Source organism: Sphingomonas sp. BT-65, from assembly GCF_026107375.2.
Taxonomy (GTDB): domain Bacteria; phylum Pseudomonadota; class Alphaproteobacteria; order Sphingomonadales; family Sphingomonadaceae; genus Sphingomonas.
On sequence record NZ_JAPCIA010000001.1, the window covers coordinates 1,929,776 to 1,945,008 of the forward strand.

General features: G+C 68.2%; 14 protein-coding genes. 7 read left to right on the forward strand and 7 right to left on the reverse strand.

Translation table 11 applies throughout. From position 1 onward, the window contains the following. Window positions 1-74: 74 nt before the first annotated feature. Genes galU through OK349_RS09310 form a run of 3 tightly spaced genes read left to right on the forward strand, consistent with a single transcriptional unit; the run spans window position 75 to window position 4,491 of the window. On the forward strand, window positions 75-932 hold the full coding sequence (galU, locus tag OK349_RS09300; protein ID WP_265117533.1) for a UTP--glucose-1-phosphate uridylyltransferase GalU: 858 nt from the start codon (window positions 75-77) through the stop codon (window positions 930-932). Between the two features lie 46 nt (window positions 933-978). Continuing rightward, window positions 979-3,111: a GumC family protein gene (locus tag OK349_RS09305; RefSeq protein ID WP_265117534.1), complete on the forward strand. Its 2,133-nt coding sequence runs from the start codon at window positions 979-981 to the stop codon at window positions 3,109-3,111. 6 nt (window positions 3,112-3,117) lie between these two features. Then, window positions 3,118-4,491, forward strand: a complete 1,374-nt coding sequence (locus OK349_RS09310) for a hypothetical protein (RefSeq protein WP_265117535.1) — start codon at window positions 3,118-3,120, stop codon at window positions 4,489-4,491. On the opposite strand, the gene OK349_RS09315 is transcribed toward OK349_RS09310, so the two are convergent. From OK349_RS09315 to OK349_RS09330, 4 genes are read right to left on the reverse strand one after another with little or no spacing between them, the layout of a single operon-like run. Next, complete coding sequence (locus OK349_RS09315; protein WP_265117536.1) at window positions 4,433-5,161, reverse strand: TylF/MycF/NovP-related O-methyltransferase; 729 nt, start codon at window positions 5,159-5,161, stop codon at window positions 4,433-4,435. The genes OK349_RS09310 and OK349_RS09315 overlap by 59 nt on opposite strands. Beyond that, window positions 5,148-6,164: a polysaccharide pyruvyl transferase family protein gene (locus OK349_RS09320; protein WP_265117537.1), complete on the reverse strand. Its 1,017-nt coding sequence runs from the start codon at window positions 6,162-6,164 to the stop codon at window positions 5,148-5,150. Before OK349_RS09320 ends, OK349_RS09315 begins: the two co-directional genes overlap by 14 nt. Further along, the gene (locus OK349_RS09325; protein WP_265117538.1) at window positions 6,161-7,642 is read right to left on the reverse strand and encodes an oligosaccharide flippase family protein; all 1,482 of its coding nucleotides are present in this window, start codon (window positions 7,640-7,642) and stop codon (window positions 6,161-6,163) included. The genes OK349_RS09320 and OK349_RS09325 overlap by 4 nt, the downstream gene beginning before the upstream one ends. Next, a complete protein-coding gene (locus OK349_RS09330; protein ID WP_265117539.1) occupies window positions 7,632-8,435 on the reverse strand; it encodes a glycosyltransferase family 25 protein in 804 nt (267 codons plus the stop codon). Before OK349_RS09330 ends, OK349_RS09325 begins: the two co-directional genes overlap by 11 nt. 213 nt (window positions 8,436-8,648) lie before the next feature. Here OK349_RS09330 and OK349_RS09335 point away from each other — a divergent pair, with 213 nt between their 5' ends. From OK349_RS09335 to OK349_RS09350, 4 genes are read left to right on the forward strand one after another with little or no spacing between them, the layout of a single operon-like run. After that, window positions 8,649-9,524 carry a glycosyltransferase family 2 protein gene (locus OK349_RS09335; protein WP_265117540.1) on the forward strand — a complete coding sequence of 292 codons (876 nt, stop codon included), beginning with the start codon at window positions 8,649-8,651 and terminating at the stop codon, window positions 9,522-9,524. Continuing rightward, complete coding sequence (locus tag OK349_RS09340; RefSeq protein ID WP_265117541.1) at window positions 9,521-10,477, forward strand: glycosyltransferase family 2 protein; 957 nt, start codon at window positions 9,521-9,523, stop codon at window positions 10,475-10,477. The genes OK349_RS09335 and OK349_RS09340 overlap by 4 nt, the downstream gene beginning before the upstream one ends. Then, window positions 10,474-11,397: an endonuclease/exonuclease/phosphatase family protein gene (locus OK349_RS09345; RefSeq protein WP_265117542.1), complete on the forward strand. Its 924-nt coding sequence runs from the start codon at window positions 10,474-10,476 to the stop codon at window positions 11,395-11,397. The genes OK349_RS09340 and OK349_RS09345 overlap by 4 nt, the downstream gene beginning before the upstream one ends. Further along, a complete protein-coding gene (locus OK349_RS09350; protein WP_265117543.1) occupies window positions 11,394-12,698 on the forward strand; it encodes an outer membrane beta-barrel protein in 1,305 nt (434 codons plus the stop codon). Before OK349_RS09345 ends, OK349_RS09350 begins: the two co-directional genes overlap by 4 nt. Here the strand turns inward: OK349_RS09350 and OK349_RS09355 are convergent. From OK349_RS09355 to OK349_RS09365, 3 genes are read right to left on the reverse strand one after another with little or no spacing between them, the layout of a single operon-like run. After that, window positions 12,685-13,443: a serine acetyltransferase gene (locus OK349_RS09355; protein WP_265117544.1), complete on the reverse strand. Its 759-nt coding sequence runs from the start codon at window positions 13,441-13,443 to the stop codon at window positions 12,685-12,687. The two genes, OK349_RS09350 and OK349_RS09355, sit on opposite strands and share 14 nt — an antisense overlap. After that, the gene (locus OK349_RS09360) at window positions 13,443-13,997 is read right to left on the reverse strand and encodes a polysaccharide biosynthesis/export family protein (protein WP_265117545.1); all 555 of its coding nucleotides are present in this window, start codon (window positions 13,995-13,997) and stop codon (window positions 13,443-13,445) included. The genes OK349_RS09355 and OK349_RS09360 overlap by 1 nt, the downstream gene beginning before the upstream one ends. Continuing rightward, entirely contained in the window at window positions 13,997-15,184 is a 1,188-nt protein-coding gene (locus OK349_RS09365; RefSeq protein WP_265117546.1) for a glycosyltransferase, read from the reverse strand. Before OK349_RS09365 ends, OK349_RS09360 begins: the two co-directional genes overlap by 1 nt. Window positions 15,185-15,233 lie beyond the last annotated feature (49 nt).

The window sequence follows — 15,233 nt, forward strand, 5'->3', positions numbered from 1 at the left end:
GCGGCTCACATCAAGGCACTTGATTTTCCGCGGTTGCGAAGGGCGCCGCATCGATCAGGGAGGATCATCGAGCAATGAAACCTGTACGCAAGGCGATACTGCCCGTTGGCGGACTCGGCACACGCTTTCTTCCCGCGACGAAGGCGATGCCAAAGGAAATGCTGCCGATCGTCGACCGGCCACTGATCCAATATGCCGTCGATGAGGCGCGCGAGGCCGGAATCGAGCAGCTGATCTTCGTCACCAGCCGCGGCAAGAGCGTGATCGAGGATCATTTCGACCATGCGTTCGAACTCGAAACCACGATGGAGCATCGCGGCAAGTCGATCGACATCTTGGAAGGCACGCTCGCTACGCCGGGCGACTTCCTGTTCATTCGGCAGCAGCAGCCCTTGGGCCTTGGCCATGCCGTGTGGTGCGCGCGCCGCGTGATCGGCGACGAGCCCTTCGCGGTGCTTCTGCCCGACGACCTGATGCAGGGTAGCCCGGGTTGCCTGCGGCAGATGGTCGAAGCCTATGCCAAGGTCGGCGGCAACCTGATCTGCGCTGAAGAGATCGCGCCCGCCGACACCCGCAAATACGGCATCATCACTCCCGGCACGCGCGACGGCGTGCTCACCGAGGTGAAGGGGCTGGTCGAAAAGCCGGATCCGGCCGAGGCGCCGTCCAATCTGGGGATCATCGGCCGCTATATCCTGCAACCCGAGGTGATGGACATCCTCGCGAACCAAGAAGAAGGGGCCGGCGGCGAAATCCAGCTGACCGACGCGATGGCGCAGCTGATCGGACGCCAGGCCTTCCACGGGGTCACCTTCCAGGGCCGACGGTTCGATTGCGGCGACAAGTCCGGCTTCGTCACCGCCACGGTCGCATTTGCGATGGAGCAGCGCGAAATCGCGCCGGCGCTGCGCGATTTCATGGCCCGGTACTGAACCTATGGATGCACGCGCCGGCCGCCGCGCCCCGATTCGTCCCGAAATGGCGGAGCCCGACGTCGATCAAGGGGCGCTGATCGACGTCCGGGCGATCGCCGGCATCCTCCGGCGTCGCGCGCTGATCATCGCCGTCGCAGTCGCGGTCGGCGTGGTGCTCGCACTGTCCGCCTATGTGGCGGCCGAACCGCGCTACACGGCGATTGCGCAAGTCGCGCTCGACCGCACTTCGGAACGAGTCATCAATGTCGATCAGGTGATCCCCACGGTCGACCCCGATTCGGCGGCGGTCGATACCGAAGTCGAGATACTCCGCTCGCCCGAGCTGATCGGGCGCGTCGTCGATGTGCTGCGGCTCGATAGCGATCCGGACTTCAACAGCGTGCTCGCCGATGATGCGACGCCCTCCCCCAATGTCCGTGCCGATCCCGTGGCACGCCAGCGGGCGATCGGCGCCGTGCTGGGCAACCTCGACGTGAAACGCGACGGCCTGTCCTATGCCATCAGCGTCGCCTTCGAGCATCGCGATCCCGTCAAGGCCGCGCGGATCGCGAACACGGTGGTCGAGCAATATGTCGCACAGCAGGTCGATTCGAAGTCGGGCGCCACTGGCCGCGCGACCCGCTTCCTCGAAGGGCAGCTCAACAATCTGCGCGGCCAGGTGCTCGCGGCCGAGCGCGCCGTCGCCGACTATCGCGCTGAGACCAGCCTCTTCGCCGTGTCCAAGGCGAGCACGGTCAGCCAGGAGGAGATCTCAAACCTCTCGACCCAGCTCGCGCAGGCGCAGGCGGAGAATGCCGCTGCCCAGGCACGGCTCAGCACCGCGCGCGCGCAGCTGCGCCGGGGACGAAGCGGCGAGGAGCTGGGCGAATCGCTCGATTCGCCGGTGGTGAGCCAGCTCCGCTCGCAGCGCGCCCAGATCGGGCGTGACGTCGCCTCGCTCCAGACGCGTTACGGTCCGCAGCACCCCCAGCTGCGCCAGGCGCTGAAAGCCCAGGCGGATACCGACGCGCAGATCCGTGCAGAAGTCGGCCGCATCGTCGCCAACACCACGATCCAGGCCAATATCGCCAGCCAGCGCGCCGCCTCGCTCGAGGGATCGATCGCGCGTGCGGAAGGCAAGCTCGCCAGCGACAATTCGGCGACGGTCCGGCTCAACGAGCTCGAGCGCAACGCCGAATCGGCGCGGACCCTCTATCAGTCGTTCCTCGATCGCTATCGCCAGACGGTCGCCCAAGCGGGGCTCGAGCGCAGCGATTCCAACGTGATCGCGAAAGCGCGCGTCCCGGGCGCGCCGACCTCGCCCAATCTGCTGCTCTATCTGGCGGCGGGCCTGGCAGGCGGAATGAGCGTCGCCGCGCTGCTCGTCCTGCTGCTCCAGATGCTCGAAGGCGGGATCACAAACGGCGAGGCGGTCGAGCGGCGGCTGGGCTTCGCATCGCTGGGGATGATCCCGGACGCGAAGTCCCTGCCCGGCTATCGCAAGACCGGCCTTCCGGCGCCGCCGATCGAGCTCGTCGTGCAGCGGCCGCAATCCGTGTTCTCCGAATCCTTCCGGTCGCTGCGAACCTCGATCCTTTCCGCCACGCCCAACCTCACCAGCCGCGTCATCGCGATCACCTCGGCCGTACCCGACGAAGGCAAGACGACCAGCACCATCGCCCTGTGGCGGTCGGCCGCTCTGTCGGGAACGCGGACATTGCTGATCGACGGCGATTCGCGGCGCCGCGCGGCGACCCGCGAGTTCGCCGGATCGGCCGCGATCGGCCTTGCCGATGTGCTCGCCGGAAAAGCCGAGCTGTCCAGGGCATTGGTCGAGGATCGCGCGACCGGCGCACATCTGCTGCCGCAGCGCTCCGATGGAGACGGCGCGCCGGTCGATGCGCAAGCGCTGGCCGCGCTGCTGCAACAGCTGCGCGAACGCTATGACCTGATCCTGATCGACACGCCGCCGGTGCTTGCGGCCGACGAGGCGCGAGTCACGGCCAGCCTGGCCGATGGCGTGGTGTTCCTCATGCGCTGGCGCAAGACGATGGCCAAGTCCGCGACGCTCGCGTTGAAGCAGCTCGACGACGTTCACGCGAACGTCCTGGGCGTGGTCCTCACGCTGGTCGATCTGCGTGAACGGGCCAGCGCGGCCGGCTATTTCCACGAGTATCGCAGCTATCACCAAGATTGAGCGCGAATGATGGAATCCGGCGCTTCCAGCTTCGGACCGGCCTTCGGGCTCGGGATCCTTATTCCGGTCACGCTGCTGCTGGCGATCCCGCTGTGGCTCGGGCTCAGCCGCATCGGCAACGCGCCGGCGCGCTTCGTATTGGCCGCGCTATGGCTGCGCTACATCGCCGGGGCCTATCACCTCTACATGTTCCGCCCGCTCCCCGGGGGACTTTCGGGCAATGCGCTATTGTCGATCCTGGTGACCGGCATCGGCCTGGCCCTGATCGTCCGGCCGGCCAACCTCGCCATGCGCCAGCTGGTGCCGGTCTGGCTGCTGATCCTGCTCGCACTGACAAGCGCAATCCTCAACGGCGATCCCAAGGCTGCGCTCGATGCGGTCGTCAAATACGCCTATTTCATCGTCATCACGCTCGCGACCTTCCAGGCGTTGCGCCGCGATCCCAGCGAGCGGATGGTGAGCTGGCTGCTGGTTGCGTTCCTGCCGCTGCTGGTGTTCCAGGCGCTTTCGCTTCTCCTGAACCTGCCCAAGGGATCCGAAGCCGGCGACGGACTGGTATGGATCGGTGGATATAATCATGAGGGCGCCTTCTCGGTCGCGCTGTTCGCCGGCTTCGTCGTCGCCTGCTTCGCGCGCACGGCAACGCCGCTGCTGCGCTTCCTGCTCCTCCTCTGGATCCTGGTGGGAATCCAGCTGGCGGGCTACCGCACCGCGATCCTCGCGCTCGCGCCGCTTGCCGCCGCGACCTTCTGGGTGGGGATGGCGCGGAGCGTCCGGCGCGAGCAGCGGATGCTGGTGGCGACGGCCGGCGGCGTCCTGGCCGTGGCCGCCATCGCGACGGCGGGAATCCTCTACGGCGATCGCTTCGTCGACCTTGCCGTGCTGCTGCATGATCCCGGCAGTTTCATCAAGCCGCCGCGCGAGTTCACGATTGCCGAGCGCCAGATCATGTCGGCGCGCGCCTATATCTGGAGCGGCTATCTCTACGCCTGGGCGGAAGGTGCGCCGTGGCAATATCTGCTCGGCTTCGGGCCGGGCAGCTGGGAAGGGCTGTTCAAGGTCTATCCGCACAACACGCTGGTCGCGATGCTCTACGAACTGGGGCTGGCGGGCGTGGCGGCCGTGCTGCTGCTGTGGGGGGTGATGCTGCGCGCCGCCTGGCGCGCCAGGGGCGAACGGCTGAAGCTGGTCGCCGCCCATCTCTCCTTCCTGATCCTCAACATGGCGACGATGCCGATGTGGCAGGTCGAGGGGCTCGGCCTCTATGGCTTCCTGTGCGGCTACACCCTGTACCGAGCCCGGGCGGCCGCCCGGAAAGCGGTCAGCTCGCGGCGCCTGCCACACGCTTCAGCAATGGATTTGCGCCGGGCTCCATCGTGAAATCCCGATGCTCGCGCAGAAAGCGATCGACGGCCACGCGGCAACCTTCATAGTCGTGATAGTCGTCGATCACGACGACACCGCCCGGCGAGAGCCGCGGCGCGACCGCCTCGAGGCAGAAATGCACCGGATCGTGCCAGTCGCAGTCGATATGGGCAAAGGCGATTGCCGTCACGTTATCGGCGATGCGCGGCCAGCTCTCCTCGAACAGGCCCGGGACCAGCCGGATACGATCGTCATCGACGGGCGCACCCTCGCGCGCCAGCAGCGCCGCGACATGCTCGACCAGATCGTCGCGATAGCCATAATAGGTATCGCCGCCGAGCCCCTGCGCCTCGCCCGCGGCGATCTTGGCATAGCGTTCTCGCGACTTGATATCGTCATGCTCGGATTCGGGCGGCGGGATCATCCCGAACACGTCGAACCCGATGAAACGGGCTCCCGCGCGACGGGCGGCGGGGGCGATCAGCGCCGATGTTCCTCCCAGCGCGACGCCGAACTCCAGATAGTCGCCCGGAACGCGCTGGCGCGCCACCGCTTCCAGCGCCCGCTCGATGCGCAGCAGCTTGATCGGCTTGAGATAGGTCATGCCGCCGCGCGCCAGGCGGCGTGCCGCCGGGCTCAGCTGCGCCTGGCGATACGTCCGGCGGAGTTGGTCAACCAAGCCCATGCGCGGTCTCCGTGTGGCGGCGAAGTTGGAGTGCCATGTCGATTGCTTCCCTTCTCGTTGTGGCGTGCGACAGTCCGGCATAGGCGCCGGTCCACTGCTCAGCGAAACCGCGGACCTTGCCGTAGCTGTTGTCGAGCAGGACGTGCGGGATATCGAGCAACAGCGACAGGATATGCGCGTGCAGCCGATCGGTCACGACCGCTTCGCCTTGCGAAAGCATCGCCAGGCCGCGTGCCAGCCGCCATTGCGCGAGCATCTGCTGGCGGGCGAGCCGCATCGCCTGCGGATCGCGCGTGAACAGACGGCGCAGCCGTAGCGACAGGCGGATGCGCCGGCGCTCGCGCGAATCCTCCTCCAGCCAGTCGTCCGCGATCACGCCCGGGGGGACTGCCTCCTCCTCGCTCCCTGCCCGCTCGTGATCGGTGCGCAGCAGGGCCATGACCGGGACGCGCGCCGGCGCCCGTCGCTGCCGGCCGAGCATCAGTGCCGCGTCCGGGCACAGCGCGACACGGCAATCGAAATGCCGCTGCGCAAAGGCGAGCGAACGCGCATCGCGGACCAGCAGCGTGAAATTGCCGTGCTCACGGATCGCGCCGGCCATTTCGGCGATCCCGGCCTCACCGGCATAATGGATCGACTGGGGCATCTGGACGATCGGCCGCCCCTTGTGGCTGCGCAGCAGGTGGAGCCGGAATGCTTCGTGCCTGGGCCACAAGGTGCCGAAATTGCCGCCCCCGTGGATCAGGATCGCGCCATCGCCGATCGCGGCGCGCATCGCCGTGTCATCGTGGTTGCCCAGCGCGGAGTGATAGGCCGGCAGCCGCGCGCGGGCGCGCAGATAGGCCATCTCGCCGAGCCAGATCGCCGAATCCCCCACATTGCTGTGATCGGGGAAGTCGACCAGCGCGAGCGGGCCGGGCGGCAATACAGCATCGACGCCAGCGGCGAAGCGACCGGCGAGTTCGGGCACGAGCTGGTCAGCGGGTTGGACAGGAGAAGTCATGCTTTGGCCTTTCGCAGGCTGCGGCCGGCATTGGCGACCATGGCCCGCCATTGCGGGGAAAAGAGAAGAAGCGTCACAACATAGACCGCGCCGCCTGCGGGGATGAGGAGCGCGAGCAGCGTGACGTCCGCGACCCTGCCGGTGAGCAGGGCGCGCCCGGCGAACAGCAGGATGCCCATCACGGTTGAGGCCGCCAGCGGCGCCGCGATGGCCTCCATTGTCGTCGCCGGTCCGATGCCCGACGCGCGGCGCAGCAGCAGCATCTGGAGCGGCACGGTCAGATAGGCGCGCGCCACATAGGACCAGGCGACGGCGAACAGGCCGAATGGCAGCGCTGCGAGCGTCAGCAGGCCGCTCGCGGCGAGCTGGACCGTCGATAGCCCGATCAGGCTGCGCCCCGCGCCCAGCACGCTCAGCGAGGGCGACGCGAAGAAGTTGAGCGTGAACGGAAACGCCATGAACGCAAAAATCTGCGCGAGCTCGCCTGCCTCGGTCCATTTCGCGCCGAACACCAGCGGCACGATCGTCGGCGCCAACGTGCCGAAGCCGACCAGCGCCGGAAAGGACAAGGCAGAGGCGCGCGCGATCATCCACTGATAGGCACGGATCAGCTCCGCCCGATCGTTCCGGACGCGCGCCAGGGTCTGCGTCGCGACCTGGCTGAAGGGCTGGATGGCGCCCCGTCCGATCAACTCGACGACGCGCCAGGCGGTTCGATAGATGCCCACCGCGGCCAGACCCAGGCCCGCGCCGATCGCCATTTCCTGGATCCGCGTCGTCGCCAGGAACGCCAGCTGGACATAGATGAGACTGGCGTTGAGCATCAGGTTGGCGCGCAGGATCGACCAGTCGAACCGCCAGCCCGGCTTCCACTGATAGGAGCGGCGCGACAGGACCACGCCCACCGCCTCGGCAACCAGCCGCTGCACCACCAGCGCCCAGACGCCCCAGCCCGCCAGCGCCGCTGCCACCGCCGCAACGCCGCCGAGCAGGCCGCTCACCACCGATCGCAGCGCGGTGGTGCGGTGGCCGAATTCGCGCAGCCGCAACGCCATGTGCGTGGTGCCGAGCGTGGAGAGCGGCAGCACGAGGCTCATCGCCATCAGCGGTCCCGCGATCAAGGGCGCATCCATCCAGCGGGCGATCGGGTGGGCGAGCAAGCAGATCGATACGGCGGACAGCAGCGCCAGCGCCTGCTGCCCGCGATACACGGTGTCGAGAAATTCCGGCCTCAGCCGATCCGCGCGCGCGATCGTCTGCACCAGTCCAGCGGTACTGAGGATACGGAACGCCTCGGCGGTGAACGCCATGATCGCGAACGCGCCGATCTCGCTGGGGGAGAGGATGCGCGCAAGGACGACGAAGACCGCGAAGGAAAAGAACTGATCCGACAGGAAGCGCAGCAGCGTCCAGCCCACCGATCGCTTGCTGTGCGACCGCAGCCTGGTGTCGAAGCGCGTGGGCAGCTCAGCGTCCAAGGAGACGCCTCAGCTTCAGCAGCCTGATCCGTTGCCGCTCCAGCTGCCGCCAGCCGCGCTGGCGAAGGCTGCGGAAGCTGGGATGCACTTTGGGCTGAAAACGATCGGCGCCGATGTCAGAAGGCACGGCCGCCTCGAACAACGGGGCTGGAAACAGCGCTAGATTCCGCAGGCCATGCGCCCAGGACCGATCCATCGCGTCATCGACCGGCCGTTCGATCACACGCAGCCGGTCGGCCAGCACGCGCGCGCCCGCCAGAGTGATCGCATAACCCTGCGTGCCATAGGCCGGGCCGATCATCTCGACCACGGTGCGCGAATGCTGGAGGAAGTCCTTGCGCACGACGCGCTGGAAGGTCGGCCGCTTGGCATAGAGCCGGAGATAGTCGAACCCCTCGGACGAAAGATCCGTGGCCGCCAACCGCGCCAGATAGGCCCAGTCGGCCACGACATCGTCCTCGAGCACGATCGCCTGGGGCGTGCCGCGGTCGATCATCTCGCGCCAGATCGAGTAATGGCTCGCATAGCAGCCGATCTCGCCGCGCGTCAGGGCCCGTCCCTTGTTGCGCAGCACCGCCGCCTCGTCGATCGCGAGCCATTCGGGGCGGGCGGTACAGGCGTCGAGGAAGCGCCACGAAAGGCTTGCGCCGGCGGCGCCAGCCGCGAATGCCGCACGCCGGGCATCGGCAGTCGCCAGCGAGATGACGATCACCTCGGTTAGCGGCTCATCCGGCGCGGGCGCTCGAGCGGGAGCAGACGGCATGACGATCGGTTCGTCCCTTGGCTGGAGCATCGGGGGGCGGATCACTGGCAAAGTCTAGTTTGCGCTGCAGCACAAGCCGGTGCTGCGACGATGCGAGGCTTTCGGGCGATAACCTCTCGGACAAAGGGGTATCCATCGAACATTTGGGGCAGTTGGCCTTCGCATGTGCAGCAGAGGATTGACCCCCGGGCACCTCGGGGAGAGATTGCAGCCTCTCCCCAGCGTCTGACGAGGTGACGATTCGTGACGGCGCCCAAAATCAGCGTCATCGTACCGGTCTGGAATGGTGAGGCAGTGCTCGCGCGCTGCCTCGCCGCGTTGGCGGCGCAGACGCTGCCGCGCCAGGCCTATGAAGTGATCGTCGTCGATAATGGATCGACCGACGCCACGCCTGGAATCGCGCGCGGCTTTGCCGGGGTGCAACTGCTCAGCGAGCCGGCGCCCGGCTCCTACGCCGCGCGCAATATGGCGATCGGCGTCGCCGCCGCCCCGCTGATCGCCTTTACCGATGCCGATTGCGTTCCCGACCCCGACTGGCTGGAGCGCGCGCTCGCCGCCGCCGAGCGTCATCCCGACTTCGGCGTGCTGGCGGGCCGGATCGACCTCTTCGACGAGGGCCAAGCCGATGCGCCCGCCTATGGCGATTACGAGCGGCTGTTCAGCTTTCCCCAGGCCCATGCCGCGCGCGGCAATTGCGCCACCGCCAACTGGATCAGCCGGACCGCCCTGCTACGCACGCTGGGCGGATTCGACGCATCACTCAAATCGGGCGGCGACCGCCAGATGGCGCTGCGCATCCGCACGGCGGGCCATCCGCTGATCCATGTCCCCGAGATGATCGTGCGCCATCCCGTGCGTGCGACGCGCGAGGCGTTGGTCCGCAAGCGGCGGCGGCTGAGCGGCGGCCGGTGGGACCGTACGCGCGCCGCGCCGCGGCTCGGCCGCGTGCTCTTGGTGACGGCGGTCGATACGGCACGGCGGCTGCGCCGGGCCGCCATCGCCCCCGGCCTGACGATCGGCCGCAGGATCGAGGTGATGAAGCTGACTCTAGAACTGGCGGGCGTCGCGACGGGCGAGTTCTTCCGTCTGGCACGCGGACAAGGAGCGCTGCGCGAATGACCGGCATGCCACGTTTCTCGGTGGTCATCCCGCTGTTCAACAAGGCGTCGCACGTCGCCGATGCGCTGGCGAGCGCGCTCGGCCAGTCCTGCCCCGCGCATGAAGTGATCGTGATCGACAACGGATCGACCGATGGCAGCCGCGAGATCGCCGCGGCGACAAGCGATCCGCGCGTTCGCCTGCTCGATCTCGCGACGCCGGGGCCGGGTGGCTATGCCGGGCGCAATTTGGGCATCCGCGCCGCCAGCGGCGACTGGATCGCGTTTCTCGATGCGGACGATCTGTGGACCCCCACGCATCTCGCCGATATCGCGCGAGCCATTGCTGACGATCCGGCCGCCGGATCGATCGCGACCCGGTTCGATCACGCCTTCGAGCGGCGCGCCCAGCCGCAGCGCACCGCACCGGCGCTGGGCGCGCCGGTGACGCTCGACTTTGCCGCCTTTCTCGAGGCCTGGCTCGCGGTCCGCGAATGCCCGATGTGGACGGGCGCGATCGCTGTGCGGCGCGATCTGCTGCTCGACGCCGGCCTGTTCGCAGAAGACCGGGGCGTGCGCGGCGGCGACAAGGAGTTGTGGCTGCGCCTCGTGCGCCGCGCGCCGCTTCGATATGTGCCACGGATCAGCGCGGTCTTTCATCGCGATTCGGAGAACAAGGTCAGCAAATCGACCACGACGCTCGATCTGCCGATGCTGGCCGGCACCGCGCGGGCGATGATGGACAGCGCGAGTCCCCGTGAAATCGCGTTGCTGCGCCGCCTGGTGAACCAGGAGATCGACCATTACGCGCGCTATTCGATGAAATATCCGGGCCGGACCGCGATTCGCCCCGGCGACGTCTATCTCCCCGAGGGACTGCGCACCGCCGCGCTCGTCCTTGCCGCGCGAATCCTGCCTCCAACGCTGCGGCGGGGCGGCCACGCGCTGCGCGACCGGCTGCTCGCCCGCGCGTGACACTGGTCCGCATCGCCGGCCGCCTGCTCTCAGCGGCGGGAGTGCTGGCCATCTGGCTCGCGGCGCTGGGTGCGTTCGTCCCGCCGCTCGACGCGCTGGCAAGCTTTCTGCCGGTCTCTCTGACCGTGATGGTGGCAGGGCTGGCCGCGGCCGGGCTGTGGCGGCACGGGTGGTGGATCGCAGTGGCATTGCTGACGCTGATCCCGGCGTTCCATGCCATCGGCTATGAAGCGATGCGACCGATCCCCGCCGCGGCTGGCGGCGGCGATCGGATCCGGGTGCTGACGCACAATCTTTACAAGGGGAATCGCGACCTGCCCACGACCGCGAAGGCCATCGCGAACGCGGACGCCGATATCGTGCTGCTGCAGGAGGTGACGCCCGGCACCCGCGCCCTGATGACCGGCCCCGGTGGTCCCTATCCTCATGCAACGCCCTGCCCTGGCGACCGCTGCGGGCTGCTGATCCTGTCGCGCTGGCCAATCCTGGCAAGCGGCTATTTCCTCGAGGACGCGCGCGGACGCCGCATGGGCCCACCGCTCTTGTGGGCGCGGATCGCGGCACCGGGCGGCGCGCTGGTCGCCGCCACAACCCATTATCCCTGGCCGCTTCCCGCCGCGGCACAGGCAGCGAAGCGGCGCTCGCTCGCGCAAGCGCTGGCTCGGACCGACCGCGACGCGCTGATCCTGGGCGGCGACATGAACCTGACGCCCTGGTCGGCGGCGATGCGCGAACAGGACGCCGCCTTCGCGCCGCTGACCCGGATGACGCGCGCCGCGTTCAGCTGGCCCGCGCAGCTGCCGCTGCTGCCGATCGACCAGCTCTATGCCGGGCCGGACTGGGCCAAGGCGGGCGTCCGGCGGCTGCCGGCCACGGGTTCGGATCATCGTCCAATTCTGGTAACGCTGGTGCGGCGATGAAGGCGCAGCTGTTCCTCCTTGCCTGCGCGGCAAATGCGGCGCTTGCCGGCACTGCGGCCGCCCAGGCTGGCGATGCGACGCGCGGGCTCGGTTCGCTTACCGCCGATGATCCGCTCGAGGCCGACGACCGCTATGTCACCGTGCGCGAGCGGCGGCATCCCGAATGGGAAGCGGAGCCAATCCGCTTCGACTCGCTCGAACTGATGCCGCAGCTCGCGGCCAGCACCGGCTATGACGACAATCTGTTCGCGACGCGCACGCAACGCGTCGGCGACGCTTTCCTGACCGTGCGCCCGCGCCTCACGCTCACTCGGCCCTCACCCAATCTCAGGCTGGTGCTCGACGCCACCGCCGATCTGACGCGCTATGCGCGGCGCACGAGCGAGAATGTCACCGACTATGCCCTTGAGGGCCGCGCCGACTACCGGATCAGCCAGGCGACGCGTTTCGATCTTGCCCTGACGCATGCGCGCGCCGCCGAGGAGCGCGTCTCGCCCGATTCGCCGAGCGGCGTGATACGCCCCAACCGCTTCACTGTCAGTCAGGCGGCGGCCACGATCAGCCATGGCATCAACCGGCTGCGGCTGCGCGGCGGCTTCGATATCGAGCGCCGCGACTATCGCGATGGCGAGACGCCCGCGGGAATCGAGGTCGATCAGGATTTCCGCGACCGCACCACCATCACCGCCACGGGCGCCGCCGAATATGCGCTGAGCCCCAGCGTCGCGCTGTTCGGCGCAGCATCGTTCAACCGGCGCGACTATCGCGAGCGCCAAGGGCTGGTCCCGGCCCGCGATTCACAGGGCTATGAGCTGGCGCTCGGCACGACCTTCGATCTCGGCCAGCGGATGCGCGGATCGGTCCGCGCGGGCTATCTGAAGCAGGATTATCGCGACTCCTTCTTCCGCGACATCGACGGGCTGCTGGTGCGCGGCGAGGTCGCCTATCTGGCGACGTCGCTGCTGACGCTCACCGCCTCCGTCGACCGCTCGGTCTCCGAGACGGGGATATTGGGCGCCGCGGGCTATCTGAAGACGGTGACCAGCCTGCGCGCCGACTACGAGTTGCTGCGCAACCTCATCCTCTCCGCCGAAGTGGAGCGCGAGCAGCGCGACTATGTCGACCTGACGCGGGAAGACGATCGCTGGACATTGCGCGGGAGCGCCAGCTACCGGCTGAGCCGTAGGGTGGCATTGAACGCCGGCTTCCAGCATCGCAACCAATCGAGCACCGGCACGTCGGCGGGGCGCGAGTTCGAGAAGACACGCTTCTCGCTCGGCGTGACGCTTACGGGAATGTAGCTCCGGCGGCAGTCGCCCTCAGCGCATCGGGATCGGCGAAGGCGCCTTCGCATGCCGCCAGCATCGCGGGCGGCGCCATCCGGTTGATATAGCCGTCCGATCCCGCCTGCGAGAGCAGCTTGGCGGGAATGCCAGCCGCCACGCCGCGATCGGGCACGTCCTTCGTCACCACCGCGTTGACGCCGATCGCAGCTTCGGCCCCCACCCGGATGCCACCAATCAGCTTCGCGCCCGAGCCAAGGAAGCTGCGGTCGCCCAGCACCGGCGAGCCGGCCCGCGCGCCGCGGTTCATATAGCCCAGCATCGTGCCGTGCGTGAGGTTGACGTTGCAGCCGATCACCGCGTCGCCATGGATATAGAATCCGCCGAAGCGATTGAGGAACAGGCCCGGCCCGATCACCGTATACTCTGGAATCGCGAACCCGTATTTGTAGCGGGCGCGCAGCAGCAGCCACTTGACCAGGGGATAGAGGCCGAAACCCATCGCCGGCTTCAGCTTGAGCCAGCCGCAGCTGCGCATCAGCACTGTGTATTTGAAGCCCGGGGTAAACAGATAGTGCCGGACGAAGCTCCCCGCATCCGCACGCCCGGCATAGCGATAGAGGTCGCAGGCCAGCAGCGCCTTGAGCTTGGCGAAGCTGACCGGGCAGCCGCGTCGGTGCGGCTGCCCGGTCTCCCGCTCGGCATCGGCAGGCGCGGGCGCGGACTCGGCGGCGTCCGCCACGCGCGGGGCGTGCGTCGCCATCAGAAGTAGCGCTCGCCAAAGCGGATCGTGTCGCCCGGCATCACGAGCAGATCGGCCGTCAGAGATACCATCTCTTCGCCCGCCGCGCCGGCGCGCTTGAGGAACACGCGCTTCTGGTTGGCGCGATAGGTGAAGCCGTTCGCCTTCGCGACCGCGCCGCGCACCGTCAGCCCCTGCGTATAGGGATATTCGCCCGGCTTGTTCACCTCGCCCAGGATATAGACCGGGCGATAGGCGGCGACCTCCACCGACACGCGCGGGTCGATCACATAGCCGCCCTCGCGCAATGCATTCTGGATCGACAGGGAAAGCGCGCCGGTATCGAGGCCGGCCGCCTTCACGCTACCGATCAGCGGGAAGGCGATGGTCCCAGCCGGGGTGATCGCGAACTCGCCCGCCAGCGATTCCTCGCCGAAGGTCGCGATCTTGAGCTTGTCGCCGGGCGCGAGCAGCATCGCCTGGGCCGGCGGGGGCGGCGCGCCGCCCGGCAACGGCTTCTGGCCGGTGCATCCGGCGGCGAGCAGCAGCAATGCCGGAAGGATCACGAACCTCATCACATCGTCTCCGATTGCGGAATTAGCGTGGCGGCCGAGACGCGCGCGTCCGCCGGGGTTGGCAACACGGCTTCGATCCGGCGCCAATATTCGATGGTGGCGCGCTCGACCCCATAGTCGAGCGATCGTGCCAGTGCGGCGCGCCCCATCGCCGCTCGGCCGGGTGAATCATAGACGCCGCGCAGCGCCGCGGCGAACGCGTCGACGTCGCCCGCCGGCACCAGCGTGCCGGCCTCGACCTGACATGTCCCCGCAACTGCTTCCCGGGATGTCCGTGCCAGGATCTCGGAGGGGCCGGAGGCGCAGTTGGTCGCGATCACCGGCAGGCCGCACGCCATCGCCTCCACCAGCCCGTTGGGGAATCCCTCGGCATTGGAGGACATGGCGAACAGGCGGGCGCGCGAAAGCACGGCGAAGGGGTTGGCGACGAAACCGGGCATGAGGACGCGTTCGGCGATCCCCAACTGCTGCGCCAGCGCCTCGAGCGCCGCACGTTCCGGCCCCTCGCCCATCAGGACGAGGCGGCCGGATACACCCGAGGCGGCGAAGGCGGTAAGGAGCATGGCGAAATTCTTGGCCGGAACCAGGCGCCCCGCGGCCACCACATCATCGGCGGTGACGGCCACCTCCGGCGGTTCGGCGGCGAGCGCCGTGATCCGATCATGGTCCACCGGATTGGCGATCGCGGTGATCCGGCTGCGCGTGACCCCGAAATTGCGCGTGAGGTCCTCCACCACCCCCTCCGACACGGCGATGACATGGGTCGCGCGGGGATAGGCGAGGCGCACCATCGCGTGGGCGACCGCCGCCGCCCGGCCATGACCGAGATGGGCACTGGTGTTGACTCGCTCGCTGATCAGCCAGGGCCGGCCGCTGCCAAACATCGCCACGGCATTGGCGACGTTGGCGCGCGTGAGGAAGCTGAGCGTCGCGGCCGGGCGAAGCCTGCGGACCAGGCGGCGCAGCTGGACGATGCTCGGGCCCAGCCGGTGACGGGCATCGAGCTGGTGCATCGTGACGTGCGCAAGCGGATGATAGGCGGCCGGCTCCTGGTCGAGCAGGGCGAGGTGAAGATCGTAGCGCGCGGTCCAGCGACCGGACGCGTTCAGGATCGTCGTCAACACCCGCTCCGCGCCGCCTCCGGCCAGCGAGTTAATGACGAACAGGATGATTGGTTTCGATGTCATGCACGCTCGCTAGCAGTGGCGGCTCGAAATCGCCCGCGGCAGGAATACC

Excerpts from the sequence above, each read along its gene's own strand:
- OK349_RS09355 (WP_265117544.1), bottom strand. The coding sequence starts at position 13,443 with ATGGCGACGCACGCCCCGCGCGTGGCGGACGCCGCCGAGTCCGCGCCC.
- OK349_RS09360 (WP_265117545.1), bottom strand. The coding sequence starts at position 13,997 with ATGAGGTTCGTGATCCTTCCGGCATTGCTGCTGCTCGCCGCCGGATGC.
- OK349_RS09365 (WP_265117546.1), bottom strand. The coding sequence starts at position 15,184 with ATGACATCGAAACCAATCATCCTGTTCGTCATTAACTCGCTGGCCGGA.
- OK349_RS09340 (WP_265117541.1), top strand. The coding sequence starts at position 9,521 with ATGACCGGCATGCCACGTTTCTCGGTGGTCATCCCGCTGTTCAACAAG.
- OK349_RS09330 (WP_265117539.1), bottom strand. The coding sequence starts at position 8,435 with ATGCTCCAGCCAAGGGACGAACCGATCGTCATGCCGTCTGCTCCCGCT.
- OK349_RS09350 (WP_265117543.1), top strand. The coding sequence starts at position 11,394 with ATGAAGGCGCAGCTGTTCCTCCTTGCCTGCGCGGCAAATGCGGCGCTT.
- OK349_RS09305 (WP_265117534.1), top strand. The coding sequence starts at position 979 with ATGGCGGAGCCCGACGTCGATCAAGGGGCGCTGATCGACGTCCGGGCG.
- galU (WP_265117533.1), top strand. The coding sequence starts at position 75 with ATGAAACCTGTACGCAAGGCGATACTGCCCGTTGGCGGACTCGGCACA.
- OK349_RS09320 (WP_265117537.1), bottom strand. The coding sequence starts at position 6,164 with ATGACTTCTCCTGTCCAACCCGCTGACCAGCTCGTGCCCGAACTCGCC.
- OK349_RS09310 (WP_265117535.1), top strand. The coding sequence starts at position 3,118 with ATGATGGAATCCGGCGCTTCCAGCTTCGGACCGGCCTTCGGGCTCGGG.
- OK349_RS09315 (WP_265117536.1), bottom strand. The coding sequence starts at position 5,161 with ATGGGCTTGGTTGACCAACTCCGCCGGACGTATCGCCAGGCGCAGCTG.